Raw genomic sequence first — 25,398 nt, forward strand, 5'->3', positions numbered from 1 at the left:
GCCCTACCGCGCCGGCTGGTCGGCCGGAACCTTGCCGCCGGCGCGGCGGAAGAGATCGGCGAGGGCGGGGAACAGACCGCGCTCCGAGGCGCGATGATAGATCGAGTCCGCGCCCAGGGCCTGGGCCAGCCGGGCGTGGGCCTTGCCCAGGTTGTGATACGGCAGGCGCGGCAGCAGGTGGTGCAGGGCGTGGTAGCGCAGGCCCACCGGCGCCCACAGCGCCGACAGCACGTTGGGCGGCGGCACGTTCACCGAGTCGAGAAACTGCTCGTCCAGGGTCATCTTGCCGCCGTCGTTGTCCCAATGGTGGGCCGCGAGCGTGCGCGCCTGGTTGAGGAAGGTGGCGAGGGCGAAGACGGCAAGACCCGTCAGCACCCCGCGCAACGGCAGCCAGCCCGCGATCGTGGCGCCGATCACCGTCCAGGACCACAGCCAGCAGGCGATATCCTGGATCACCCATTCGCGGCGCCAGCGGTCGACGTCCTCGCGCACGAAGTCCGGATTGATCATCAGCGCCGACAGGCGTCCGCGCACCATGCGGCGCAGCGACGGAATGACGAACGACAGCGGAACCAGCACCGCCGAGCGCAGGATCACGCCGAGCGGCGCCAGCAGCGCCACGAATAGAAAGCCGGCCAGCTTGAACGGCGTGAAACGCGACAGCGGCAGGTATTCCGGATCCAGAGCGGTGCCGAAGCGGTCCTTGACGTGGTGGACGTTGTGCACCCCCTCGTACATCAGCGACGGCGTCATCAGCGGCACGCCCACCAGCACGTTCCAGCCGAGGCGGAAGCCGGGCGCTTCGTCGTCACGAATGTGGGTCAGCTCGTGAATGAAGCTGAGCGCGCGATAGAGCGCCAGCACGCCGACCAATCCTGCCGCCAGGCCGATCGCCAGGTTGGAGGTCGTCGCGGCGACCACGACGCCGCCCCACATCAAGGCCACCGAAACCAGCATGTCGGCCCAGTAGACGGTCGCGTTCGGCGTCATCAGGTCCTGCGCCAGGCCATAGGCTTGCTTGGTCAGGCCGACACCATCGCTGGCGGTTTTCGTCACGTCTTCCTCGCGCCGGACGGAATTGAAGGAGACGAATTGGCGACGACAGGGGCGAAAAGCAACTGTTTGCGTGGGCTCAGGCGACAATTCCGCGCCCTTACGGACGCAACGCCCCGTCGCCACCTTGGCGGGTTTGCTGTAAATCAAAGCGCCTTGGGCGAAGGCCCGTCAATTAGCCAGGTTTCGCCCCTACGTCGTGGCCGGCCCGAACAGGCTTCGCGTCCCATCGCCGCCCGTGTAGTAAGAAGAGACTTACCCCCTCAGACCTCGTTCCTCAAGGCTCGCAGACGTGTCCACCTCCGCCATCGAACCTGTCTCGTTCTCCCTCTACGCCAAGGACTTCCCGCGCTTCGCCCAGGCGCTGGGCGCCTCGTTCGAGCGCTATGGCTTCGCCGTGTTGTCCGACTATGACCTGCCGCAGGACCGCATCGACGCGGCCGTCGACAGCGCCAAGGCGTTCTTCGCCCTGCCCGAGGACGTCAAGAAGCAGTACGCCGGCGTCAAGGGCGGCGCGCGCGGCTACATCCCGTTCGGCGTCGAGACCGCCAAGGGCGCCGACCACTACGACCTCAAGGAATTCTGGCACATGGGCCGCGACCTGCCGCCCGGCCACCGCTTCCGCGCCCACATGGCCGACAACGTCTGGCCGGCCGAGATTCCGGCGTTCAAGCACGATGTCAGCTGGCTCTACAACGGCCTCGACGCCATGGGCGGCAAGGTGCTGGAGGCGATCGCCACCTATCTGAAGCTGGACCGCGACTTCTTCAAGCCGACCGTCCAGGACGGCAATTCGGTGCTGCGCCTGCTGCACTATCCGCCGATCCCCGCCGACGCGACCGGCGTGCGGGCCGGCGCCCACGGCGACATCAACACCATCACGCTGCTGCTGGGCGCCGAGGAAGGCGGCCTGGAGGTCTTGGACCGCGACGGCAAGTGGCTCCCGATCAATCCGCCTCCGGGTTGCCTGGTGATCAATATCGGCGACATGCTGGAGCGTCTGACCAACAACGTTCTGCCCTCGACGGTGCACCGCGTGGTGAACCCGCCGCCCGAACGGCGCGGCGTGCCGCGCTATTCGACGCCGTTCTTCCTGCACTTCGCGTCGGACTACGAGATCAAGACGCTGCCGAACTGCATCACGCCCGACAACCCGGACCGCTATCCGCAATCGATCACGGCGGACGAATTCCTCCAGCAGCGCCTGCGCGAGATCAAGCTGGCCTGAGGCTGGCGACCGAAACGCCGAAAGGCGGGCGACGGCTTCGCGGCCGTCGCCTTTCTACTGCGAAATCCGCAGGTTCTGGATCGAGCCGGCGATGGTGTTGAACACCGCGGTCAGCTGGGCCGAGGCCGTCACGTCGTAATATTTGTCGCTGGAGCTGGCGCAGGCCTGCAGGCCGGCCTTGGCGTTCGACGAGACGCCGACGCCGATCGTATAGATGATGACGCCGGCGTTCTTGGCGTTTGTGCAGGTCTTGGATTCCCGGCTGTCGATCGCCGCCTGGCGATCGTCGCCCGACGATGACGTGGTCAGCGGCGTATTGTTGCTATCTCTAAGCCTGCCCTGCCAGATATAGCCGTAGCCGGTATAGATCGAATAGTTAGGGTTGCTGTAGACGTCGTTGGTGTTGTCGCCATCGGTCAGCAGCACGATGATCTTTTGGGTCTTGGGCGTGCTGTAGGCCGCACCGTCGGCGAAAGGCGCGTTCGGCGACAGGGTGTGCCAGCCCCACATCAGGCCCATAGCGATATTGGTGTTGCCGCCGGCCGTCATCTGGTCGAGCTTGGCGTTGACCGTATTGACCCCGGACATCGTCGCCAGATTGGTCAAGCGCAACAGACTGGCGACGCTGCAGCCCGCGTTCGGACCATAGTCCGTGCCCGTCTTCGCCCCGCTATACACCGAGCTTTTGTTACTCGCTGAATACTTCGAAGTGACGTTCTGCCTGGTAAACCAGTCCTTGGACGATGTCGCCCCGGTGTCCTTCAGCCAGTTGTTCTGGATATCCCCATAGTAGCTGTGCTGGGTGTCGCGATAGTTCGAGTACCTGTACTCAGGAATGACATTGTCGTCGGGCTCGTCCGGCGCGAAGAACGGCACGAACATCGTGGCGCCCGTCCCGGACGTCGGCGCGGTGTCCTGCGTATCGTAGGGGTCCGGCCGGCTCTCGACGCACCCGCCCCAGCTTAGTCCCAGATTGCTCAGCAAGGTGAAGCGGTTCTGCGAGGTCGCGAAGAGGTCGGAGCCGTAGGCGGACGGCTGGGTCCCGGTGATCCAGGCAGCGTTCTGATAGGTCGAGCCCACGTTCACGGTCATCGAGAACGGGACCACCGAGATCTTCACCGCGTTCGGATCCGACGACCGGGTCGCGGCCGCGGCCAGGGTCGAGACCAGGGACTTGGAGGCCGATTTCAGAGCATCGATCTTGGAGCCGCCGGAGCCCAGCGTGTCGTTCATCGACCCGGTGTTGTCGAGCACCAGGGCCACCTCGAGCTTGTTGACCGAGCGGACCACCGTCGACGAGGCGGTGACCGTCATGTTCGCGTTGGTCCAAAGGTTGGAGATGATCGGCGCGATCGACACCGTGGCCGCGCCGATCACCGTATTGTTGGCGCCCGCGACGAAGTTGGAATTGCTGCCGGTGACGCCCAGGTTCAGGTTCGCGACCTCGGCCAGAAAGGCGGCGTTGCCCACCGTGGTGAGATCGGCGTCCGTCACCGCGGTCGAGCGCGCCGCGATCAGGGTGGCCGCGTCCAGGGCGTCCTGCAGCTGACGACGCTCCAGACTGGCGCGACCGATATCGACCATGCCCAACACCATGATCGACAGGGGAATGGCCAGAAAGACGAACTGAACCGCGGCCGCGCCGCGCTCGTCGCGAGCGGCTCCGCCCAGCCAGCGGCGCAATCGGGTCATCAGTCGGGTCAGCCCCGAATTTTGCCCCGTCATGTCAAGCGACTCCCGCGAAAGGCGGCAAGGCTAGGCAACCAGACCCGAACAATTAGGAAAGCAACATGGTTAAGCACTCATGAACGGCGGGTGCGTCGACCGCCCGTCCCTACACTTGGCCTGGCGTCGCCGAGCGGGCTACCGCGCGATGTAGAGGCTGCGCAGCGAGTCGCCGATGTTCTGGAACGCCGTCAGCAGCTTGCCCGTGTCCGTCGCGTCGAAATAGTGCGAACTGTCGGTGGCGCAGGTGCTCAGGATGCTCTTGATGGTGGGGTCCGTGACGTTGAACGCCACCGTGAACACCTCGATGTTCTTGGCCTTGATGTTGGTGCAGAGCTCGGCCGTATAGGTGTTGGCCTGGACCGCCGGGCTGTCGGGATAGGGCGTGGGCGACACGTCATGCGCGCCGTTGCTGGCCCGCATCAGCTTGGAATTGGCCCCGTCGGTCATCAGCACCATGGCCTTTCGCGGGTTGCGGTTCTTGCCGCTCGGGTCGTAGGCCGCCGCGTCGGTCAGGGGCTGGGCCGAGGACAGCATGTTGAAGCCCCAGGCCAGACCGGCCGGAATATAGGTATCGCCCGAGGCCGACAGGGCGTTGATCGCCGACTTGACCGTCGCGGCGGTGCTGGTCAGCGGCGTGATCGTGGCGCTGCAGGTCAGGTTCAGGAACCCCGGATAGACCCGCGTCGCATCATCGTCCGTGACGTTCTTCGGATAGGGCGGCGAACCGACGCAGCCGTTGAACTTGTAGTTCGTGGTCGTGGTCTTGTCCTGCGTACAGGTCGTCACGGGCGTGATGGGGGTCGTGACGCAGTTGATCGAACGACTGCAAGTCGCCGTGTAAGGGACGCCATCGCTATAGCCCGTGCAGCTATAGTATTGGGTCTGGCACGTGGTCTTGGTCGAGACCGTGGTGCACTGGCCCTTGGTCGTGGAGGTGGTCGAATAGTCGGCTGGGACGCTGACCCAGCTCTGATAGCGGCTGGCGACGCCGACATTGACGTACTGAGCGAACGGCACCACGCCGATCTTGACGTTGGCGGTCCCCCCGGAGGTCAACTTGTCCACCAACGATGAGGCCGCGGTCTTGAGGGTGGCGAGCTTGGTGCCCGCCATCGACCCGGTGGTGTCCAGCACCATGACCAACTCGACCGGCGCCCCCTGAGCCCGCATCACCGTCGTCCTGGCCGTGACGGGAATGTCGGCCCCGGACCACAGGTTGGAGATGATCGGCTTCAGAGTCGCCGTCGCCGTGCCGACCACCTGATTGTTGGCTCCCATGGTGAAGGTCACGTTGCTGGCGGTCAGACCAAGGTTCAGGCCCGCCACCTCGGACAGGAAGGCCGGGTCGCCGACCGCTTCGAGGTCGGCGGTGGTGGTCACCGTCGAGCGGGCCGCCAGCAGCGTCGCGGCGTCCAGGGCGTCCTGCATCTGCCGGCGCTGAAGGCTCAGGCGGCCAATATCCACCAGGCCGAAGATCAGGATGGCCAGCGGAATGGCCAGGAACGCGACCTGCACGGCGACGGCCCCGCGGCGGTCTTGCCACAGGCCTGCGATCAGGACGCCGAGGCGGCGTAGATGCGAACGGGCGATCGACATTCTCAACACCAAGGCGTGACCTTTCGTCGCAATCATGCCTGGCGAGAGTGAATAACCTGGAAATGGCCCCCGGAGACGCGTGGTAAGGCTTCGACTCCCGATCCGGGTGCGGCTAAACCCCGACCCATGCCGTTCACCGCCACCGTCCTGACCATGTTCCCCGAGGCCTTCCCCGGCCCGCTCGGCGTCTCGATGATCGGGACCGCCTGGAAGGAGCAGGACCTGTGGCGCCTGGAAACGCTGGACATTCGGGCCTTTTCCAAGGATAAGCGCGGCTTCCTCGACGACACCCCCGCGGGTGGCGGCGCGGGAGCCGTGCTCAAGGCGGACGTTATCGCCTCCGCGCTGGACAGCGTGGAGCGCGATGGGCGGCCGCTTTTGTACATGAGCGCCCGGGGCAGGCCCCTGACCCAGGCGCGCGTTCGGGAGTGGTCCAAGGCGCCCGGTATCGTGGTGCTGTGCGGTCGCTTCGAAGGGGTGGATCAGCGGGTGCTCGACGCCCGGGGGTTCGAGGAGGTCTCGGTCGGAGACGCCGTGCTCGCCGGTGGCGAAGCGGCGGCGATGGTCGTGATCGAGGCGTGCGTTCGACTGGCCCCGGGGGTTCTGGGGAATATCGAGAGCACGCTGGAAGAAAGCTTCGAGGACGGTCTCCTCGAGCATCCGCAGTACACCAGGCCGCGGACGTTCGAAGGGCTCGACATCCCCGAGGTGCTGCTGTCGGGCGATCACAAGAAGATCGACCAATGGCGCAAGCTTATGCGTGAAGAGACGACCCGCGAGCGGCGCCCGGATCTCTGGGAGGCCCACCTCGCCAATCAACAGGCAAAAGGCGACCCGAAAACGGGTAAGCCCAAGGAGACATGATCATGGCGATCAACATCATCGCTCAGCTTGAGCAAGAAGAATCGGCCCGTCTGCTGGCCGCCCGCGCGATCCCGGACTTCCGTCCCGGCGACACCCTGCGCGTCAACGTGAAGATCAAGGAAGGCGAGCGCGAGCGCGTTCAGGCCTACGAAGGCGTCTGCATCGCCCGTCAAGGCGCCGGCGTCCACGAGAGCTTCACGGTCCGTAAGATCTCGTTCGGCGAAGGCGTGGAGCGTCTGTTCCCGCTGCTGTCGCCGAGCATCGAAAGCATCGAAGTCAAGCGTCGCGGCGTCGTCCGTCGCGCCAAGCTGTACTACCTGCGCGACCGTCGCGGTAAGTCGGCCCGTATCGCCGAACGCGCTGGCGGCCCGAAGGCCTCGGCTTCGTCGGAAGACTAAGTCTCCGATACTCGGAATGAACGAGGCCCCGGCGGAAACGCCGGGGCCTTTTTCTTTGCCGATTGCGTGGCCGCGTCAGATGTGCGTGCCGCCCGAGACCTCGATGCGCTGGGCGTTGACCCAGCCGAAGTCATCCGACAGCAGGCCGGCGATCACCGGGCCGACATCCTCGGGCAGGCCGACGCGACCGAGGGCGGTGTTGTCGGCGACCATCTTGTTGACCTGCGGGTTATCGCGGACCATGCCGCCGCTGAAGTCGGTAGCGATGGCGCCCGGGGCCACGACATTGGCGGTGATTCGACGCGGGCCCAGCTCGACGGCCATATAGCGGGTCAGGGCCTCGACGGCCGCCTTGATGGGACCGTAGCCGACCCGGCCCGGCATGGCGAAGCGCGCCAAGCCCGAGGAGATATTCACGATCCGCCCGCCGTCGTTCATCAGTGGAAGCAGGGCCTGGGTCAGGAACATCGGCCCCTTCAGGTGCACGGCGTAGAGCGCGTCCATCTCGGCCTGGGAAATCGTGGTCAGCGCGGCGCCCGAGGACGTGCCGGCATTGTTGACCAGGTAGTCGAAGCGCTCGGCGCCCAGCTGCGCTAGCGCGGCCCGCACCTGCTCGGCGAAACCCGTGAACGAGGCCGCTTCGCCGACGTCGAGCCGCAACGCGACCGCCTTGGCGCCGGCCTCGTCGATCGCCGCGACGACGGCGTCGGCCTCGGCGCGGCTGGACTTGTAGGTGATGATCGAGCGCACGCCACGCTCGGCCAGGCGCAGGGCGGCGTCGCGGCCGATGCCGCGGCTGGCGCCGGTGATGATCGCGATCTTGGACATGGGGAGGCTCCTAATGGGTAATCGATAACACCCACCCTGCGCCTCGCGCCGCGCAGACTGGATGCCAGGACCATCCGATTTCTTGCCTATTCCTACTCCATGCTTACATTGGCCGAGACCCAGGACCGGAGCCGTCCATGCCCACGCCCCTGGCTGAAGCCCTGCTGCGCTACACCGAGCGCCAGACCGGTGAGAGCCCGTTCCTCACGGTCTTGCCGGGCGTGGCGGTCATGCGCTCGGACCATCCCAGGCCCCCAAGTCATATCCTGTCAGGCCCCGCGGTCTGCCTGGTCGCCCAGGGCGCCAAGTGGGGCAATTTCGGCGGCCGGCAGTTGGAATACCGCGCGGGCCAGGCGCTGGTGATCGGGGTAGAAACCCCCTCGGTCGGCAAGGTGTTCGAGGCCAAGCCAGGCGCGCCGTGCCTCGTCCTGATGTTCGAGCTCGATCTTACCGTTCTGCGCGAAGTAGCCGAGACCCTGGACCCGCCACCGCAGATCAACGCCCCCCCGCGCCGGGGGGTGTTCGTTACGAATTTCGACGGCCCTTTGGCCGACTGCGCCCTGCGGTTGGCGCGCCTGCTGGAAACGCCCCAGGCGGCCCCGGCCCTGCAGCCGGCCATCATGCGCGAGATCTGCTACTGGCTGCTGGCCGGTCCGCACGGCGGCGACATCGCCCGGCTGGCCCTAAAGACAGGTCCTTCGCGCCATCTGCAGGACGCGCTGAAGGCGTTGCGCGACCGCTTCCGAGACACCGTCCGGATCGAAGACCTCGCGCGGATAGCTCATATGAGCGTCTCGGCCTTCCACCGGCGGTTCAAGGCCCTGACCTCGTACACGCCGCTGCAGTACCAGAAGCAGCTACGTCTGCTGGAGGCCCGTCGGCTGATGGTGGCCCACGGCGCGAACGTCGAGACCGCCGCCTTCGAGGTCGGCTACGAGAGCCCTTCGCAGTTCAGCCGGGAATATGCCCGACTATTCGGCGCGCCGCCCAAGCGGGACGTCCAGCGCCTGCGGGTCGCGGCCTAAGCTGGCTTATCGCCATGGGCCGCGGCCCAGACCCTTTGCGCGGCAAAGCTTGAGTGCAATCGCACCATTCTTGACAAACCCGCGTTCCGTGAGATGATGAATTCACCCCCGGCGCTTGTCGCCCGGGCTTCCAGACCGTCTTCTTTCTAGCGGACGGCCCTCTTCGGGAAGGCGACATCGGCCCCCGAAGGCTAAAAATGATGCTAGGGCGCGCCGACATGTCGAAAGACCGGCGCGCCCTTTGTCTATCTTCAAAATCAGAGGCAACCTCGTCCGGCGGCTCCGCGGATGCGCCGCTGTTCGGAGAACAATCTTATGAGCTCGTCCTTGGAGACTCGCCTCGCGGCCTGCGAGCGCGCCAATAGCCGCCTTCGTAGGATCGTCTTGGCCCAGTTTCTGGTCTGGCCGGTGGGGGCTCTTGTTCTGGCTGGCGTGGCGCTCGCCGATCGCTCGCCCGCGCCGGTGGCGTCCATCAAGGCGCGTGAAATCGCCATCATCGACGGCAAAGGCGTGGTGCGAGCGCGCCTAAGCGGCGACTTGCCGGACGGCGTCATGGCGAACGGCCACGTGGCAAAGCGGGGCAGCAAGGCGGCCGGCCTGATACTTTACGACGAGCAGGGCATTGAACGCGGAGGCTACGTAACCCAAGACACCGGCAGCAACGTCATGCTGACCCTCGACTCCAAGTATCGACAGGCGGCTCTGTTCGTCGCGGGCCCAGACCAAGAACAAGCTAGCGCGCTAAGGCTGTGGTCAACCGCCAGCGGGATCGAGTTGCGATCAGACGACATGGGATCGCGGATGAGCGTCAATGACCGTTCAGGCGTAATACTCCAGCAGCCAGTCATCTCCACCATTTCGGCGGAGACCTGCGGCGAGTACCGGGCGCTGGCCGTCCAATACCCCAAGGAACGCATCTGCCAGTCGCGCTTCACCGAAGCCGCCTGCACCGCCTGCCTGACGCATTGAGGCAAGAAACATGCGCTACCCTGACCTTCTCTACCGCTATAGAGGCACGAACGACCGCTAGACCGCGATCGACAAAGCATTTTCAGCGCTTCCTCGCTTTACGCGCCCCGTCGGAAAGCCTAGATGCGACGCGCCATGACCCGCACAGCCAAAACCCTTTACGACAAGATCTGGGACGCTCACGTCGTCAACGAAGCCGACGGCGAGGCGATCCTCTATATCGACCTACACCTGATCCACGAGGTGACCACGCCGCAGGCCTTCGCCGGCCTTCGCGCGGCGGGTCGCAAGGTGCGTCGTCCCGACCGCACGCTGGCCGTGGCGGACCACAATATCCCGACCGAGGGTCAGGCCCTGGGCGTGGACGCCGTGAAGGACGAGGAGGCGCGCCTCCAGCTCAAGACGCTGGCCCGTAACGTGGCGGACAACGGCATCGAATTCTTCCCGATGGGCGACATCCGCAACGGCATCGTCCATGTGGTCGGCCCCGAGCAGGGCCGCACCCAGCCGGGCATGACCATCGTCTGCGGCGACAGCCACACCTCGACCCACGGCGCCTTCGGAGCCCTGGCCCACGGCATCGGCACGTCCGAGGTCGAGCACGTGCTGGCCACCCAGACCCTGCGCCAGAAGAAGGCCAAGAACATGCTGGTCCGCGTCGACGGCCAGCTGGCGCCCGGCGTCACCGGCAAGGACATCGCTCTCGCCGTCATCGGCGAGATCGGCACCGCCGGCGGCACCGGCTATGTCATCGAGTTCGCCGGCGAGGCCGTGCGGAGCCTGTCCATGGAGGGCCGCATGACCCTCTGCAACCTGACCATCGAGGGCGGCGCCAAGGCCGGTCTGGTGGCGCCGGACGAGAAGACCTTCGCCTACATCCAGGGCAAGCCCTCGTCTCCCAAGGGGGCGGCCTGGGACATGGCCCTGTCGCACTGGAAGACCTTCTTCACCGACGAAGACGCCGTCTTCGACCGCACCGTGGTCATCGACGGCGCTGCCCTGGTTCCGATGGTCACCTGGGGCACTTCCCCCGAGGACGTCATCCCGGTCACCGGCAACGTGCCGGATCCGGAAAGCTTCGCCACGCCGGACAAGCGCGCGGCCGCTCACCGCGCGCTCGACTATATGGGCCTAACCGCCGGGCAGCCGATCTCGGAAGCCAAGATCGACCGCGTGTTCATCGGCTCGTGCACCAACAGCCGCATCGAGGACATGCGCGCCGCCGCCGCCGTGGTGCAGGAAGCCTTCCTGCACGGCCGCCTGGTCGCGCCGCACGTCAAGGCGATGGTCGTGCCGGGTTCGGGCCTCGTGAAGGAACAGGCCGAGGCGGAAGGACTGGACGCCATCTTCAAGGCGGCCGGCTTCGACTGGCGCGAGCCTGGCTGCTCGATGTGCCTGGCCATGAACCCCGACAAGCTGGCCCCGGGCGAGCGCTGCGCCTCGACCAGCAACCGCAACTTCGAAGGCCGCCAGGGCCGCGCCGGCCGCACGCACCTGGTCTCGCCGGCCATGGCGGCGGCGGCGGCGATCGCCGGCCACCTGACCGACGTGCGGACCTTCCTGCAGGAGAGCGCCCAATGAAGGCCTTCACCCGCCTCGACGGCCGCGCGGCTCCGCTGGAGCTGGCCAATATCGACACCGACCAGATCATCCCCAAGCAGTTCCTCAAGACCGTGGAACGCGAGGGCCTGGCCAAGGGTCTGTTCTACGACTTCCGGTTCGATGGCGACGGCAATGAAATCAGCGACTTCGTGCTGAACAAGCCGGAGTACAAAGGCGCGTCCGTGCTGATCGCCGGCGACAATTTCGGCTGCGGCAGCTCGCGCGAGCACGCGCCCTGGGCGCTGATGGACTTTGGGATCATGTGCGTGATCTCGACCAGCTTCGCCGACATCTTCTTCAACAACTGCTTCAACAACGGCCTGTTGCCGGTGATCGTGAAGCCGGAGGAGCTGGCGGCCCTGATGGACGAGGCCAAGGGCGGCAACCACATGGTCAGCGTCGACCTTGAGGCCCAGACCGTGGTCTCGCCGTCGGGCAAGACGTTCAGCTTCGCCATCGATCCGGTTCGCAAGGAGAAGATGCTCAAAGGCCTCGACGCCATCGGCGAGACCCTGCAGCACGGCGGCGACATCGACGTCTTCGAGAGCAAGCGCGCGATCAGCCAACCCTGGCTGGAAGTTTGATGTCCTCTCCCCTCCCCTTGATGGGGAGGGGCAGGGGTGGGGTGGCGCGGCGGTTCGGCCGCGCTAGACCCCGACAGGCTGTCACCCCCATGCTCGACCCTTCCTCCATCAAAAGGGGGAAGGGGGAGACCGCTAGATGACCCTCATCCTCGCCGGCACGATCCGCATCGCCCCCGAACGCCTGGCCGACCTGCGCCCCCATCTGCGCGCCCAGGTCGAGAACACCCGCGGCGAGCCGGGCTGCCTGGACTACGCTCTGACCGAGGACCCGCTGGATCCCGGCTTGATCCGGGTCTACGAGCACTTCGAGAGCGAGGCCGCGCTGGAGCACCACCGCGCCACCCCGCACATGGCCGCCTGGCGCGCCGCCTGCGCCGAGCTGGGCGTACACGGCCGCGACCTGCAATCGTTCGATATTTCCGCCTATCGCAAGATCTAGAGAGAGCTCCTCATGTCCACCCTGCTGCTCCTGCCCGGCGACGGCATCGGCCCGGAAGTCTGCGCCGAGGTGCGCCGCGTGGCCGCCGCCCTCACCCCGGACCTGAAGGTCGAGGAAGCGCCCTATGGCGGCATGAGCTATGACGCCCACGGCACGCCGCTGCTGGACGAGGTGCGCGATCAGGCCATCGCCAGCGACGCGGTGCTGATGGGCGCCGTCGGCGGTCCGAAATGGGCGGACGCGCCGCGCCATCTGCGCCCGGAAGCGGGCCTCCTGAACCTGCGCAAGGCCATGGACGTCTATGCCAACCTGCGTCCGGCCTATTGCTTCGAGGCCCTGGCCGGCGCGTCCAGCCTGAAGCCGGAGCTGGTCTCGGGCCTGGACATCATGTTCGTCCGCGAACTGGTGGGCGGCGTCTATTTCGGCCAGCCGCGCGGCATCGAGGACCTGCCGGACGGCCAGAAGAAGGGCTTCGACACCGCCGTCTACACGACCAGCGAAATCGAGCGCGTGGGTCGCGTGGCCTTCGAACTGGCGCGCGGCCGGACCAACAAGGTCCACTCGGCCGAGAAGTCGAACGTCATGGAGTCGGGCCTGCTGTGGAAGCAGGTGATCGCCGACCTGCACGCCCGCGAATATCCGGACGTTCAGCTTGAGCATATCCTGGCCGACAACTGCGCCATGCAGCTGGTCCGGGCGCCCAAGCAGTTCGACGTGATCGTCACCGACAACCTGTTCGGCGACATCCTCTCGGACGCCGCCGCCATGCTGACCGGCTCGCTGGGGATGCTGCCCTCGGCCGCGCTCGGCGCGAAGGGCAAGCCGGGTCTCTATGAGCCCATCCACGGCTCGGCCCCCGACATCGCCGGCAAGGCCCTGGCCAACCCGCTGGCCGCCATCCTGTCGTTCGAGATGGCCCTGCGCTGGTCGCTGAACCAGGTCGAGGCCGCCGACGCTCTGCTGGCGGCCGTCAAGGCGGCGCTCGACAGCGGCGCGCGCACCCGGGACCTGGGCGGCTCGCTGACCACCGCCCAGATGGGCGATGCGGTGCTGGCGGCGCTGTAGGCCCCTTCCCTAACAAGCGTTTCAGGCTCTAGGCTCCTCCCAACGACAAGACGGGAGGAGCCCATGATCGCGGGCCTGATGCAGACGACGCCGCTGCTGATCAGCGGCATCTTGACCTACGCCGCCCAGGCGCATGGGTCGCGCGAGATCGTCTCCCGCCAGATCGACGCGCCGCTGTGGCGCTATGACTATGCGAGCTTGGCGCGCCGCTCGGCGCAAGCGGCCCACGCCTTGAAGCGGCTGGGCGTCAAGTCCGGCGACCGGGTCACGTCCCTGGCCTGGAACACCCACCGGCATCTTGAGCTGTTCTACGCCGTCCCTGGGATCGGCGCGGTGCTGCACACCGCCAATCCGCGCCTGTTCGACGACCAGATCATCTATACGATCAACCACGCCGAAAGCGCGATCCTGGTCTTCGAGCACAACTTCCTGGCCCTGGTCGAGCGCATCGCGCCCAAGCTGACCACGGTGAAGACCTTCGTGATGCTGTCCGACCCGGAGCGGACGGAACGCGGCGCGATCGGCGCGGTCTCCTACGAGTCGCTGATCGCCGACGAGCTGGAGGCCTATCCCTGGCCGTCGCTGGACGAGAACGCCGGCGCGTTCCTCTGCTACACCTCGGGCACGACGGGCGACCCGAAGGGGGTGCTTTATTCGCATCGCGCCGTGGTGCTGCACGCCATGGCCGGCGGCCTGAACAGCGCCTTCGGCTTCACGGCCTTCGACGTCGTGATGCCATGTTCGAGCCTCTACCACGCCACCGCCTGGGGCCTGCCGTTCACCGCCCCGATCTGCGGCGCCAAGCTGGTCCTGCCCGCCGACAAGATGGACGGCGCCTCCCTGCACGAGCTGATCCAGGGCGAGGGCGTCACCTTCACCGGCGGGGTGCCCACTATCTGGACGCTTTATCTGGACTGGCTGGAAAAGAACGACCAGCGTCCGGAGAGCTTGAAGCGGGTCGTGATCGGCGGCAGCGCCGTGCCGCGCGCCATGGCCGAAACCTTCAAGCAACGCTACGACGTTCAGACCCTGCAGATCTGGGGAATGACCGAGACCTGTCCGCTCGGCGTGGTCTCCACCCCCACCCCGGCCCTCGCGAGCCTGGGCGAGGCGGCGATGGACGAGGCGCTCTGGACCCGCCAGGGCCGCTTGCAGTTCGGCGTCGAGCTGAAGGTCGAGACCGAGGACGGCGCCGAGGCCCCTCGCGATGGCCACACCTCCGGCGCCTTGCTGGTGCGCGGGCCGTGGGTGGTCAGGCGCTATTTCCGCAAGGACGTCGACGCCGCCCGACCCGACGGCTGGTTCGACACCGGCGACATCGCCACGCTGGACGAGCACGGCTTCATGCGCATCACCGACCGCCAGAAGGACGTGATCAAATCCGGCGGCGAATGGATCAGCTCGATCGACCTGGAGAACGTCGCCGCCGGCTGTCCGGGCGTGAAGATCGCCGCCGTGGTCGGGGTCCCCCATCCCAAGTGGGAGGAACGGCCGCTGCTGGTCATCGAGGCCCACGAGGGCGCGGAAGTCCACAAGGCGATCGTGCTCGACTATCTGGCGCCGCGCATCGTCAAGTGGTGGACGCCCGACGACGTGGTCTTCGCCCGGGTGCCGCTGACCGCCACCGGCAAGATCGACAAGAAGGTGCTCCGCGAAGCTTGGAAGGGGCATCTGACAGGGGCATAGGCCCTCGCCGACGGCCTGGGGCTTCAGGCCCTCGCGCGCCCGAACAACCGCGTCGACAGCCAGCGCCGGACCGGCTCGTCATAGAGCCTGAGGCTGGCATAGGCGATCGTCACGGCGGCGGCCAGCACGCCGGCGCCGACCAGGGCGCCCCTGGCTGCGTCGGGTTTCCCGTCCACCACCCAGCCGGTGTAGATGTAGATCAGCGGATAGTGGGTGATGTAGAGCGGGTAGGACAGCTCGCCGAAGAAGCGGGCGACGCGGACCGAGGGGCCGTCCGCGCGCTGCTCTCCCGCGCCGATGGCCACGATCAGCGGGAACAGCCCGATGATGCAGGCGGCCTCGTAGAGACCATTGATCCAGCGCTGGTCGCCGACGCCGAAGCGCGGCGCGGCCAAGGCCGCGACCAGCAGCAGGCTGGCGATGGCGAAACCGCCGCGCAGGCGGATCCGTCCGCCCAGCCGCATCAACAGCACGCCCGCGAAGAACGGAAACATCACGCGCGTGAGGCCAACCCTCACGCCCTCGGCGTCCAGCGCCCAGCCGCCGATGACGTCGCCGCGCGGGCCCGCGACCAGCATCCAGATCAGCGCCGCGCCCGCCCCGGCCACCACGACGCCCATCGCCCGGTTCGACAGCTTTCGAAGGCCGACGGCGTAAAGGATGTTGGCGATATATTCGTAGAACAGCGACCACTGCGGGCCGTTCAGCGGATAGATCTCCTGCCAGCCTCGGATCTCGGCGGCCGGCGTCATGGGGATCATCAGAAAGCCCAGCGCCAGCACGCCCAGGACCTGCCAAGCCGTGACGCTGGCCAGCTTCGGGAACAGCGACGAATGCTGAAAGCCCAGCAGGGCCGCGCCCAACAGGCCGCCGACCAGGATCATCGGCTGCAGACGCGCCAGACGGCGCGTGTAGAACGCCCAGGCGTTCATGCCGCGCCAGCGGTCGTCATAGGCGTAGGCGATCACGAAGCCCGACAGCAGGAAGAAGAAGTCCACGGCCATGTAGCCGTGGTTGATGATCTGGCGTTCCGGATCTCCGCCGCTCCAGGCCTCGAACAGGTGGAAGACCACCACCATCACGGACGCCACGCCGCGCAGACCGTCCAGAACGACATAGTGCCCCTTGGCGGACCGGTCGGCGTCGGGCGACACGACGGCCTAGATCACCGGCAGGGCGCGGGGCTTCCGGTCCTCGCCGATCGCCACGAAGGTGAAGACGCCCTCGGTCACCTTGTGGGCCTGCTCGGCGTCGCGACGGCGGCGCCAGGCCTCGACCTGCACCTTCAGCGAGGTTCGGCCGGTATGGATCACCTTGGCGAACAGGCTGACCTCGTCGCCGACGAACACCGGGCTGATGAAGGTCATGCCGTCGACGGCGATGGTGGCGCAGCGGCCGGCCGCGCGGTGAAAGGCGATCGAGGCGGCCGCCAAGTCCATCTGCGACAGCAGCCAGCCGCCGAAGATGTCGCCTTCGGGGTTTGTGTCGGACGGCATGGCGATGGCGCGCAGAACCGGCGCCTCGTGCGGCCACTCGGCCCTTTCCCAGGCCTTGGCCAGGGTCTCGGCGCGCTTGCCGGCGGGAACGGTGTCGGTCAAGGCCTCGGACACGCGCTTAGTGGCCGGCGGCGCCTTCATAGACGCCGGGGGCGAGAACTTCGTTCTCGTCGCCCACGCCGGTGGCGGCCACGAAGCGGCGGTCGCAATAGGGGCAGTCGACGAAGCCGGCCGCGCCCATCTCCAGCCACACGCGGGGATGGCCCAGCGCGCCGCCGACGCCATCGCAGGCGATGCGGTGCGAGTGAACCGCGATCGTCTCGGGCGCGGGTCCGGCGATCGTGGTCGGGTCCATGTCGGTCGGCGCGGTGGCGGGGGTCTTGGCCATTTTCGGCGAGTCCTCGAGGAATTCCGAGCGCGGTCTTGGCGCGACCGCGAACGAGGCATACCTATGCGACGCCGGAAGGCGCCGTCAATTGACGCGCGCCTCATCGGGCGCTTCTCCGCCCTACTCTGCCCCTGTCTGGACGATCCATGGACCTGCCCGCCTACGCCATCGAAGCCGAAGGCCTGTACAAGACCTACGCGGCGACCAAGACCTCGCCCGAGAAGCGCGCCCTGAACGGCATCGACCTGAAGATTCCCCGCGGCTCGATCTTCGGCCTGCTGGGGCCCAATGGCGCGGGCAAGTCGACCTTCATCAACATCCTGGCCGGTCTGGTGCGAAAGAGTTCGGGCACGGTGAAGATCTGGGGTCGCGACATCGATCAGCGTCCGCGCGACGCCCGCGCCGCCATCGGCGTCGTGCCCCAGGAACTGGCCGCGGACGTCTTCTTCACGCCGCGCGAGTCGCTGGAGGTGCAGGCGGGCTTCTACGGCGTGCCCAAGAACGAGCGCCGCACCGACGAGCTGCTGAACGCCCTGGGCCTGGGCGATAAGGCCAACGCCTATGTCCGCCAGCTGTCGGGCGGCATGAAGCGGCGCCTGATGGTGGCCAAGGCGATGGTCCACCAGCCGCCGGTTCTGATCCTGGACGAGCCCACCGCCGGCGTCGACGTCGAGCTGCGCCGTCAGCTCTGGCACTACGTCACGGGGTTGAATGACCTTGGCGTCACCATCGTGTTGACCACCCACTACCTGGAGGAAGCCCAGGAACTTTGCGACGAGATCGCCATCGTCAACCGCGGCGAGGTGGTGGCCTGCGAGCCGACCGAGACCCTGCTCAAGCGCATGGACAGCCGCAACGTCGTCGTCACGCCCGAGGAGCCGATGGCCCTCGCGCCCGTCTTGGCCGGCTTCGACACCAAGCCGCGTAACGGCGGCGCCTTCCAGGTCAGCTACCGCACCGGCCAGTCCAGCGTCGAGCAGGTGCTGGCCGCCGTCCGCGCGGCCGGCGTGAAGATCAAGGACATCGCCACCGAGGACCCGGATCTGGAAGACGTCTTCCTGGCCCTGACCTATGGCGACCCGAACGCGGCCGATCCGACCAAGGACTGATCACGCCGCGCGCCGTCACGCCTCCGCTGCGAAGACCGCTTGCCAGCGTCCGTCCGCCGCGCCAGCTTCGCCGCGCGTTCGGCGGTGGCGGGAATTGGCGCGATGCGTTTTCTGGGATGGATCTTGGCGGCCTGTTTGGGCCTCGCGCCCATCGCGCGCGCCGAAACCGTCAGGCCTCTCCCGGTCAAGGTCGTCGTCCTGACCACCTTCGAAATCGGCGCCGACACCGGCGACCAGCCCGGCGAGTTCCAGCTGTGGGTCGAGGGTCTGCCTCTCACCGAAACCCTCGACGTCACGGGCCTGCGCCATCCCGCGCGCTGGTCGGCCAAGGACGGCGTGCTGGGCGTGGTCACCGACATGCGCGCCCGTCCGCGCGAGAGCCTGGCGGCCCTGATCCAGTCGGGTCGTTTCGACTTTTCCAAGACCTACTGGATCGTGGCAGGCATCGCCGGCGTCGACCCCAAGGCCGCCTCGATCGGCAGCGCCGCCTGGGCGCGCTATGTCGTCGACGCCGATCCGATCTACGAGGTCGACGATCGCGAGATCCCATCCGACTGGCCCTATGGCCTGTATGCGCTGGAGACCGACCGGCCGAACGTCAAGGGCTCGGCCGCCGGCTCCTCGGGCATGGTCTGGAAGCTGAATCCCGAGATCGTGGACTGGGCCTATGGCCTGACCGCCGGAACCGCCCTGCCCGACACCGCGCGCCTTGGCGCGTTGCGCGCGCCCTACGCCGCCGACACCGCCGCCGTGAAGCCGCCCTTCGTGCTGAAGGGCGACGTCGTCGGGACCACCCGCTTCTGGCACGGCGAGAAGCGCACCCGCTGGGCCGAGGACTGGGTCAAGCTCTGGACCGACGGCGCGGGAACCTTCGCGATGACCGACTGCGAGGACCAGGGCGTCCTCGACGTGCTGGACCTCTACGCCAAGGCAGGCAAGATCGACTTCAGCCGGGTTCTGGTGCTGCGCACGGCCAGCAACTATTCGCGCCCGCCGACCGGCCAGCCCGCCTTTCCGCGCGCCTTCCATGGCGAGGGCGCGATGGCCGCGTTCGACTCGGCCTATCGTGTGGGCTCGGTCGTGGTCCGCGAACTGTCGGAACACTGGGATCGCTATGGGGCGCGGACGCCCAAGGCCAAGACGTCAGGGAACTAGGGCGAGATGATCGAGAAGACCTTCAAGCTTTCGGCCCAGGGAACCTCGGTGCGCACCGAGGTCCTGGCCGGCTTCACCACCTTCCTGACCATGGCCTATATCGTCATCGTCAACCCGACGATCCTGGGTCAGGCCGGGATGCCGGTGGCGGCGGTGGCGGCGGCCACCTGCCTGGCGGCGGGTTTCGGCAGCATCCTGATGGGGCTGATCGCCAACTATCCGATCGCCCTGGCGCCCGGCATGGGCCTCAACGCCTATTTCACCTTCACCGTCGTCAAGGGCATGGGCGTGCCTTGGGAGACCGCCCTGGGCTGCGTCTTCCTGTCGGGCGTGGCCTTCCTGATCCTGACCGTGGCGGGGATCCGCCAGCTGATCGTCGGCGCGATCCCTCGGCCGCTGTTCTCGGCCGTCGCCGCGGGCGTGGGCCTGTTCATCGCCTTCATCGGCCTGAAGGAGGCCGGCATCATCGTCGCCGACCCCGCCACCACCGTGGCCCTGGGCGACCTGACCCAGCCGAGCGCGTCCCTGGCCTTGCTGGGCCTGGTGGTCATGGGCGGCCTGATGGTCTGGCGGGTGAAGGGCGCGATCCTGATCGGCATCCTGGTCGCCGCGGCCGCCGGCTGGTCCATGGGCCTGGCCAAGGTCGTTCCCGGCGACCACGGCCTTTCGGCCCTGACCGCCACCGCCTTCAAGCTGGATATCCCCGCCGCGCTCAGCCTCGGCGGCGCCAAGGGCCACGGCGGCGGCGCGGCGATGGCCATGACCCTGGCCGAGGTCGTCTTCGTCTTCCTGTTCGTCGACCTGTTCGACAATGTCGGCACCCTGGTCGCGGTGACCAAGAAGGCCGGCCTGGTCCAGCCCGACGGGACGATCCCGCGCCTCAACCGCATCCTGACCGCCGACAGCATCGCCACGATCGGCGGTTCGCTGGTCGGCACCTCCACCGTCGTGAGCTATATCGAGAGCGCCTCGGGCGTCGCCGCCGGCGGCCGCACGGGCCTGACCTCGGTCGTGGTCGGCCTTCTGTTCCTGGCCACCCTGTTCTTCGCGCCCTGGGTCCAGGCCATTCCCGCCGCCGCCACGGCGCCGGCCCTGATCATCGTCGGCTCGCTGATGGTCGGCGCCCTGGCCGATATCGACTGGGAGGATCCGGCCGTCGCCATCCCCGCCTTCCTGACGGCGATCACCATCCCGCTGACCTTCTCGATCGCCAATGGCCTGGCCTTCGGCATCACCGCCTATGCGGGGCTGACCCTGCTGCGCGGCCGCGCCCAGCCGAAGGATTGGCTGCTGTTCGTGCTGGCCGCCCTGTTCGTCGCCCGCTTCATCTACATGGGCAAGGCGTGAAGCCGTTTGCGCAACAGCCGCCTTTCGGCTAAGACCCGCTTCCCGCTCCGGTCTCGAACCAGAGCGGCAGGCACCCGTAGCTCAGCTGGATAGAGCGTTGCCCTCCGAAGGCTGATGTCAAGCGGAACGATTGTGAGAAGGAGGTCGAAAAACACTGGAAATACAGCACTTTGAGAGCACCGAGGTTGGCGCTTTCAACTCTTAGATTTTTCGCGTAAGCACCGCGTAAGCATAATGCACCCGTAGCTCAGCTGGATAGAGCGCCACCCTCCGAAGGTGGAGGCCACACGTTCGAATCGTGTCGGGTGCGCCACGCCCCTCAGGGCTGGCGCAATGGGTTAGAGCGAAGCTCCCCAGTGTCGGCTAAGACGGAAAGATTTCAGGCAGGTTCGTAAGTTCGCGATCAGCGACTTTTTGCTGTCGTGTCTCGTGCCGGTTGGATCACCTTAACGACGCTCAGCGTGCGTTCGTGTCCGTCGCGATCTGGCCAGAGTATTGAGTCACCTTCGCGCAAGCCGATGAGCCCGGCGCCGACAGGAGTGATTACGGAGATCCGGTTCGCAGCAATATCGGCCTCGGCAGGGTAGACAAGTTCGACGGTACGACGGGTGCTGGTTGCCTGATCGACAAACTCGACCGTCGAACGCATGGTCACGACGTCAGGAGGAATGTCCTCGGCGGTGTGAATCCTGGCGCGTTCGATCTCGGCCATCAACAGGCGGCTAACATCTGACTGGCGGGCGTGGGCACGCATTCCGAGATCGGACAGCGCATCGGCTTCGGTGTCGATCATATGAATGGGAGGGCGCGCGGCAGCTTTAACAAGGGTCATCACGAAGGCTCGTAGTGTGAGGGTTGCGAACGCTGGCGAGGCGTGGCGGATCGGGCTATGCCCTTACCCCGAACCCAGCACGCGAACGTCCGGACCCGGGGCTAACAGCCCGACATGAGCTGGCACCCGCGATTGCAGAATCGGACGTGAGCCTTCGACGCTTGCATAACCAAGCGACCATGGGCTGCGGCCCTAGCCCCGTCAATCGCCCCGCGAGCCGCAGAGCGATGTGTTACGTAACGCGGTGAACCCGATTTGGCTGAGAACGGCGAGCACACGGCCTTAGCTGACCAGCATTCTGAGTGCCGCGGAGCTGATCAGCATCAGGAGCAACATGGCGAAGACGTGATCCCACATGCAGAGGCTCGTACGCGAAACTGGCTGTCGCGTGACCAGCGCCACACCAACGAGAACGAGTGCGGATGCAGCAAACATTAAATGCACGAAGAACAGGAAAAGAAAGGGCGGCCGATGATCGAGCGCAAAGGTCGGTGCGCAGAGTAGGAGGATCAATCCGACTTGCCCGCAAAACGCGCGGAGATGTATCCGCGAGCGGCTGTCCTGCTCACGCAACAACCTCATCCACCGGAATCGCGTGACCGCTTCCCACATGGTCGGCGAGTGCCCTATCATTGCTCCAAGGCTCGCCGGTCACGGCCGCGCGAGGCCAATGCAACGAACGGTAGCTCGACCGACATCAGGATGGCGTGTGATCGGGCCAAACCGCGCAAATATTGCGTTAGGGCAGATAGCTTCGTTTAAGGCCTTCGCTTTCAGTCTTTCTCGGCCTGAGATCCTTTAAGTCGACCTTGATCTCCAGCTAGAGGTTCTTTTGGAGCCTCGGTTACCGGCCGATCTTTGGCTTTGTTGATGAGCCGAGACTTCGCGAGCGTGTCGAGCTTCGCCATTATTCCTCGTGTGACTTGGCGGCGCCGAACGAACAACGCCACTAGCGCCACGAGCAAAGCGAAGCGCGCGAGCATGAGGATCCACTCGCCGATATCAGCGTGAAGGCTGTTCAACGCCATGGACGGCGACCAAGGAAGGAGCGCCCGCTTCGTTTCCCCGGGATCAGAACGTAGATGATCCCGAGCGCAAGAAACCAAAGCAAGGCGACCGCGCGCAACGGCGTCGCGGCCGCTGGTATATGATGAGCCGCCACGAGCAGGCCGATCAGGCCTGAGACGCCGATGATCTTAACGGCCGCGGAAAGAATGCTGAGGGGCGACATCCTATAGCACCCTGGGCGAGGTCGGTGCAAAAGCCCTTATCATCCGAAGGAAGCTCAGGCGGCGGCGCGCAGCATGGGTTGACGGGGCGATCACTCCAACGCTCCCTGACGGCCTTCGGCCTGGGCATAGGCGAGCAGAACTGAGGCCTCTGGCGAGAGGGTCTCCGGCCGCCATATTGCGTAGACCGCAGCGTGAGGCTCCGGAGCGCTGATCGGTCGGTAGATGACGCCGGGATAATAAACGCCTAGTGCGCAAGAGCGTGTCAGCGCGATCCCGAACCCCAATCCTACGAGATGCATGAGAGTGTCGCGATGTACCTGGGTTGGAATGATCAACCGTGGCCGGCCTTCGAGTATTGTCGCTATTTCGTTCGCCGTGCGGATGACGCGTGTTTCATTGATCGCCATCAGAAACGTTTCGCATCTGAGTGCTTCGCGATGAAGGGCGTGGTGACCGGCGAGCCGATGACCCTCCGGCAAGGCCACTACGATCGTCTCGTTCCAGCAGTGCTCGGACACGATGGACGCTTTATCCACCCGCTTTTGTATGAAAGCGACGTCAATTGTTCCGCGCGCAACTTGATCGGCGATATCGTCGTCGTCACCCTCGACAAAACGTACATCTATTGCTGGTTCTGTTTTTTGGAGCCGAGCGAGCACGTTTCGAAGCGGGCCATAGCTCAGGGAGGCGTCCAGTCCGATCCGAAGCGATGCCGATGTGCTGCCGCCGGTGAAATGACTGCAAGCGTCGCGCAGGCTATGTGAGAGCCTCTTTTGAGACCCACCGGAAGGGGCGGACAACTTGAGAAAGCGGCGATTGTTGCTTGGCTCAAACGTTATAGGGCGTGTTCCAACTGGGCTGTCCATACGTGAAAAGCCTTCGGCTTTTTCGCTCGCGGGGACCGGCGGTCGGCGCTCCGGGCGAAGCAGCAGGCGTGCTGCAATCAAGAGCACTGCCAAGAAGATGATGAAGACGGACGCGCCAGACATTGGTCATTCCGTGCAATCGAGCGGACGGTCAATCGAAGGCGCGACGTTGATCGAAGTTCGCTTGCTCTCAGGTTGATCGCGGCTGCTCCAATCATGTTTTCGATTTTTTGAGGCGGAGCGTTCCTCCGATCCGCGGTCTTTTGTTGCTTTGCGCCTGTCCCGGCGACTCGCCAGAAACAGCTTTACGCGGAGGTAGATGTTCAACCACAGCAACCCGCCGATTATGAGCAGGAGCATCAGGATGCCTTCTGGATTCATCATTGTGCCTCATCGTGCTCCCCGCAGCAGAACCTGGTGGCTGGCGCGCGGCGGGCGCGGAGACACCGATGATGGATTGGCGGGCGCCACGGTCCATCTCATTGCGTCCGATGCCTCCTCGGAGGGAATGTGGAGAGGTGTCGCCGGGGAGCGCCTCGGTAGCTCGATCTGATCAAAGATGTGGCGACCGAGCACGAGCAAGGCGCTGCCCGCGCTCATGCCGACGAAGCCCAACGCCGCCAGAAGCATCTCAAAGGGCGTGGCTTCATGCAGCGGAAGCACATGGACACGTGCGTACAGGCGGCTCAACGCAAGTGCGGCAATGATCACGCCCAGCAAGCCCGCTAGTCGTAACCCTGCATCCCTTGCATCAGTTGCTGCGATTGGCATGCCGCCCTCCATGGTGGCGGCAATCCAATTAAAGGCACGATCATAAAGATTCGAGATCAGATTTTCGGGCTAGACGTAAAGATGGTGTATATATGCGCCTTACTTCCTAAGTCGGCAGCCGTGAGTTATGCCGCGTCTTTGGCCTCAATTAGTGTGGGCTATAGCCATCCAGTTTTTCGGAAGCGCCGGTAGAGTGTAAGGCATATTACGGCGATGATCGACATAACCGCAGGGTAGCCATAGACGGAATGCAACTCGGGCATATGCTCGAAGTTCATCCCGTAAATGCCAGCCAAGGCAGTCGGCACGGCCAGGATCGCCGCCCATGCCGCCAGTTGGCGGGTGATGGCGCCGGTGCGTTGTTGCTCCATCAGATTGCTGAACTCGAAAACAGAAGTCAGCACCTCGCGGAGACCAGTGTTCATCGTCTCCACCCGCCGCACGTGATCCAGCACATCGCCGAAATAGTGGCGAGCTTCGGCATCGATGCAAGGATGGTTGGTCTGAGCTAACTTACGGGCCACCTCCTCCATGGGTATCAGGATGTGTCCAAAGCGAGTGAGCTGACGCCGAAGCGTGAATATTCGGGCGATCTCGGTTCGACCCAAGAAGGCGTCGAGCGTGTGCTGCTCCATAGCCGAGACTTCCTCTTCGAGCGACTCGACCAGTGGAATGTACCCGTCGACGATGAAATCCAGCACCGCGTGCAACACATAGTCGGTGCCTTGGCCGAGGAGATCTGGCGACTCTTCCAGGTGCTTGCGCAGCGGAAGGTGTGATCGGGTTGAGCCTTGCCGCACCGTGATGATGTGACTGTGACCGAGGAACACGGCGGTCTGTCCGTAGGCAATGACGCCGTCGTCCAGTTGCGCGGTGCGCGCGATCAGGAACAACTGATCGCCGTAGATATCGACCTTCGGCAACTGGCCGTCTTTGAGCGAGTCCTCGACCGCGAGTGGGTGAAGATTGTAGAGGGCCTGTAACGCCATGACGTCCTCCGCGCATGGGTCCGACAAGCCTATCCAAACGAACTCGGAGCGATCCGTCGGGCAATCAACCCGTTCGCCGATGTCGACTTCGCGAACCCGACGACCGTCGCGGTAGAGATACGCTGCGATGACTGGCATCAGTCCTCTT

The 25,398-nt window shown here is 65.7% G+C and carries 25 protein-coding genes and 1 tRNA gene; 15 read left to right on the forward strand and 11 right to left on the reverse strand.

Annotated features, from left to right (window positions below):
* Positions 1–3: 3 nt before the first annotated feature.
* Positions 4–1,056 carry a fatty acid desaturase gene (locus FCU40_RS08900; RefSeq protein ID WP_168074441.1) on the reverse strand — a complete coding sequence of 351 codons (1,053 nt, stop codon included), beginning with the start codon at positions 1,054–1,056 and terminating at the stop codon, positions 4–6.
* Positions 1,057–1,345: 289 nt separating this feature from the next.
* Here FCU40_RS08900 and FCU40_RS08905 point away from each other — a divergent pair, with 289 nt between their 5' ends.
* A complete protein-coding gene (locus FCU40_RS08905; RefSeq protein WP_168074442.1) occupies positions 1,346–2,281 on the forward strand; it encodes an isopenicillin N synthase family oxygenase in 936 nt (311 codons plus the stop codon).
* Positions 2,282–2,335: 54 nt separating this feature from the next.
* Here FCU40_RS08905 and FCU40_RS08910 read toward each other — a convergent pair whose 3' ends face one another.
* Together FCU40_RS08910 and FCU40_RS08915 are read right to left on the reverse strand one after the other, a co-directional pair.
* Positions 2,336–4,006, reverse strand: a complete 1,671-nt coding sequence (locus FCU40_RS08910) for a pilus assembly protein (RefSeq protein WP_168074443.1) — start codon at positions 4,004–4,006, stop codon at positions 2,336–2,338.
* A 138-nt stretch (positions 4,007–4,144) separates the two neighbouring features.
* The gene (locus FCU40_RS08915) at positions 4,145–5,605 is read right to left on the reverse strand and encodes a pilus assembly protein TadG-related protein (RefSeq protein WP_168074444.1); all 1,461 of its coding nucleotides are present in this window, start codon (positions 5,603–5,605) and stop codon (positions 4,145–4,147) included.
* Between the two features lie 126 nt (positions 5,606–5,731).
* Here FCU40_RS08915 and trmD point away from each other — a divergent pair, with 126 nt between their 5' ends.
* Both trmD and rplS read left to right on the forward strand, forming a co-directional pair.
* On the forward strand, positions 5,732–6,469 hold the full coding sequence (trmD, locus tag FCU40_RS08920) for a tRNA (guanosine(37)-N1)-methyltransferase TrmD (RefSeq protein WP_004615870.1): 738 nt from the start codon (positions 5,732–5,734) through the stop codon (positions 6,467–6,469).
* A 2-nt stretch (positions 6,470–6,471) separates the two neighbouring features.
* Positions 6,472–6,867, forward strand: coding sequence for a 50S ribosomal protein L19 (gene rplS / locus FCU40_RS08925; protein ID WP_004615872.1), 396 nt, complete (start codon positions 6,472–6,474; stop codon positions 6,865–6,867).
* 75 nt (positions 6,868–6,942) lie between these two features.
* Here rplS and FCU40_RS08930 read toward each other — a convergent pair whose 3' ends face one another.
* Positions 6,943–7,695: an SDR family oxidoreductase gene (locus tag FCU40_RS08930; RefSeq protein ID WP_168074445.1), complete on the reverse strand. Its 753-nt coding sequence runs from the start codon at positions 7,693–7,695 to the stop codon at positions 6,943–6,945.
* Positions 7,696–7,832: 137 nt separating this feature from the next.
* Between FCU40_RS08930 and FCU40_RS23275 the strand changes: the two genes are divergently transcribed.
* The 7 genes from FCU40_RS23275 to FCU40_RS08965 all read left to right on the forward strand — a co-directional run bounded on the left by FCU40_RS23275 (position 7,833) and on the right by FCU40_RS08965 (position 15,065).
* Positions 7,833–8,720: an AraC family transcriptional regulator gene (locus FCU40_RS23275; RefSeq protein WP_168074446.1), complete on the forward strand. Its 888-nt coding sequence runs from the start codon at positions 7,833–7,835 to the stop codon at positions 8,718–8,720.
* Positions 8,721–9,104: 384 nt separating this feature from the next.
* Positions 9,105–9,689, forward strand: coding sequence for a hypothetical protein (locus FCU40_RS08940; RefSeq protein WP_168074448.1), 585 nt, complete (start codon positions 9,105–9,107; stop codon positions 9,687–9,689).
* Between the two features lie 135 nt (positions 9,690–9,824).
* A complete protein-coding gene (gene leuC, locus FCU40_RS08945) occupies positions 9,825–11,270 on the forward strand; it encodes a 3-isopropylmalate dehydratase large subunit (RefSeq protein WP_168074450.1) in 1,446 nt (481 codons plus the stop codon).
* Positions 11,267–11,875: a 3-isopropylmalate dehydratase small subunit gene (gene leuD / locus FCU40_RS08950; RefSeq protein WP_168074452.1), complete on the forward strand. Its 609-nt coding sequence runs from the start codon at positions 11,267–11,269 to the stop codon at positions 11,873–11,875. The genes leuC and leuD overlap by 4 nt, the downstream gene beginning before the upstream one ends.
* A gap of 136 nt (positions 11,876–12,011) precedes the next feature.
* The gene (locus FCU40_RS08955) at positions 12,012–12,314 is read left to right on the forward strand and encodes a putative quinol monooxygenase (protein WP_168074454.1); all 303 of its coding nucleotides are present in this window, start codon (positions 12,012–12,014) and stop codon (positions 12,312–12,314) included.
* A gap of 12 nt (positions 12,315–12,326) precedes the next feature.
* Entirely contained in the window at positions 12,327–13,379 is a 1,053-nt protein-coding gene (gene leuB / locus FCU40_RS08960) for a 3-isopropylmalate dehydrogenase (protein ID WP_168074455.1), read from the forward strand.
* Between the two features lie 63 nt (positions 13,380–13,442).
* The gene (locus FCU40_RS08965; protein ID WP_168074456.1) at positions 13,443–15,065 is read left to right on the forward strand and encodes a long-chain fatty acid--CoA ligase; all 1,623 of its coding nucleotides are present in this window, start codon (positions 13,443–13,445) and stop codon (positions 15,063–15,065) included.
* 23 nt (positions 15,066–15,088) lie between these two features.
* Here FCU40_RS08965 and FCU40_RS08970 read toward each other — a convergent pair whose 3' ends face one another.
* Genes FCU40_RS08970 through FCU40_RS08980 form a run of 3 tightly spaced genes read right to left on the reverse strand, consistent with a single transcriptional unit; the run spans position 15,089 to position 16,949 of the window.
* Positions 15,089–16,219, reverse strand: a complete 1,131-nt coding sequence (locus tag FCU40_RS08970) for an acyltransferase (protein WP_168074457.1) — start codon at positions 16,217–16,219, stop codon at positions 15,089–15,091.
* A gap of 6 nt (positions 16,220–16,225) precedes the next feature.
* A complete protein-coding gene (locus FCU40_RS08975) occupies positions 16,226–16,663 on the reverse strand; it encodes an acyl-CoA thioesterase (RefSeq protein WP_035016927.1) in 438 nt (145 codons plus the stop codon).
* Between the two features lie 16 nt (positions 16,664–16,679).
* Positions 16,680–16,949, reverse strand: a complete 270-nt coding sequence (locus FCU40_RS08980; RefSeq protein ID WP_004615887.1) for a zinc-finger domain-containing protein — start codon at positions 16,947–16,949, stop codon at positions 16,680–16,682.
* 146 nt (positions 16,950–17,095) lie between these two features.
* On the opposite strand from FCU40_RS08980, the gene FCU40_RS08985 reads away from it, so the two are divergent.
* The 4 genes from FCU40_RS08985 to FCU40_RS09000 all read left to right on the forward strand — a co-directional run bounded on the left by FCU40_RS08985 (position 17,096) and on the right by FCU40_RS09000 (position 20,873).
* Positions 17,096–18,058 carry an ABC transporter ATP-binding protein gene (locus FCU40_RS08985; RefSeq protein ID WP_168074458.1) on the forward strand — a complete coding sequence of 321 codons (963 nt, stop codon included), beginning with the start codon at positions 17,096–17,098 and terminating at the stop codon, positions 18,056–18,058.
* 102 nt (positions 18,059–18,160) lie between these two features.
* Positions 18,161–19,213, forward strand: a complete 1,053-nt coding sequence (locus FCU40_RS08990; protein ID WP_168074459.1) for a purine nucleoside permease — start codon at positions 18,161–18,163, stop codon at positions 19,211–19,213.
* A 6-nt stretch (positions 19,214–19,219) separates the two neighbouring features.
* The gene (locus FCU40_RS08995; protein ID WP_168074460.1) at positions 19,220–20,560 is read left to right on the forward strand and encodes an NCS2 family permease; all 1,341 of its coding nucleotides are present in this window, start codon (positions 19,220–19,222) and stop codon (positions 20,558–20,560) included.
* A gap of 236 nt (positions 20,561–20,796) precedes the next feature.
* A tRNA-Arg gene (locus FCU40_RS09000) sits at positions 20,797–20,873 on the forward strand.
* 90 nt (positions 20,874–20,963) lie between these two features.
* Here FCU40_RS09000 and rnk read toward each other — a convergent pair.
* Both rnk and FCU40_RS09010 read right to left on the reverse strand, forming a co-directional pair.
* Entirely contained in the window at positions 20,964–21,392 is a 429-nt protein-coding gene (gene rnk, locus FCU40_RS09005; protein ID WP_111467794.1) for a nucleoside diphosphate kinase regulator, read from the reverse strand.
* A gap of 282 nt (positions 21,393–21,674) precedes the next feature.
* Positions 21,675–21,965, reverse strand: a complete 291-nt coding sequence (locus FCU40_RS09010) for a hypothetical protein (protein WP_168074461.1) — start codon at positions 21,963–21,965, stop codon at positions 21,675–21,677.
* 970 nt (positions 21,966–22,935) lie between these two features.
* On the opposite strand from FCU40_RS09010, the gene FCU40_RS23280 reads away from it, so the two are divergent.
* Positions 22,936–23,388 (forward strand): hypothetical protein, encoded by a 453-nt coding sequence (locus FCU40_RS23280; protein ID WP_241693576.1) that lies wholly within the window; start codon positions 22,936–22,938, stop codon positions 23,386–23,388.
* A 228-nt stretch (positions 23,389–23,616) separates the two neighbouring features.
* Here FCU40_RS23280 and FCU40_RS09020 read toward each other — a convergent pair whose 3' ends face one another.
* Both FCU40_RS09020 and FCU40_RS09030 read right to left on the reverse strand, forming a co-directional pair.
* Complete coding sequence (locus FCU40_RS09020) at positions 23,617–23,874, reverse strand: hypothetical protein (RefSeq protein WP_168074464.1); 258 nt, start codon at positions 23,872–23,874, stop codon at positions 23,617–23,619.
* A 545-nt stretch (positions 23,875–24,419) separates the two neighbouring features.
* On the reverse strand, positions 24,420–25,388 hold the full coding sequence (locus FCU40_RS09030) for a magnesium and cobalt transport protein CorA (RefSeq protein WP_168074466.1): 969 nt from the start codon (positions 25,386–25,388) through the stop codon (positions 24,420–24,422).
* Positions 25,389–25,398: the final 10 nt, after the last annotated feature.

Source organism: Caulobacter sp. SSI4214 (assembly GCF_012184455.1).
Lineage (GTDB): Bacteria > Pseudomonadota > Alphaproteobacteria > Caulobacterales > Caulobacteraceae > Caulobacter > Caulobacter vibrioides_E.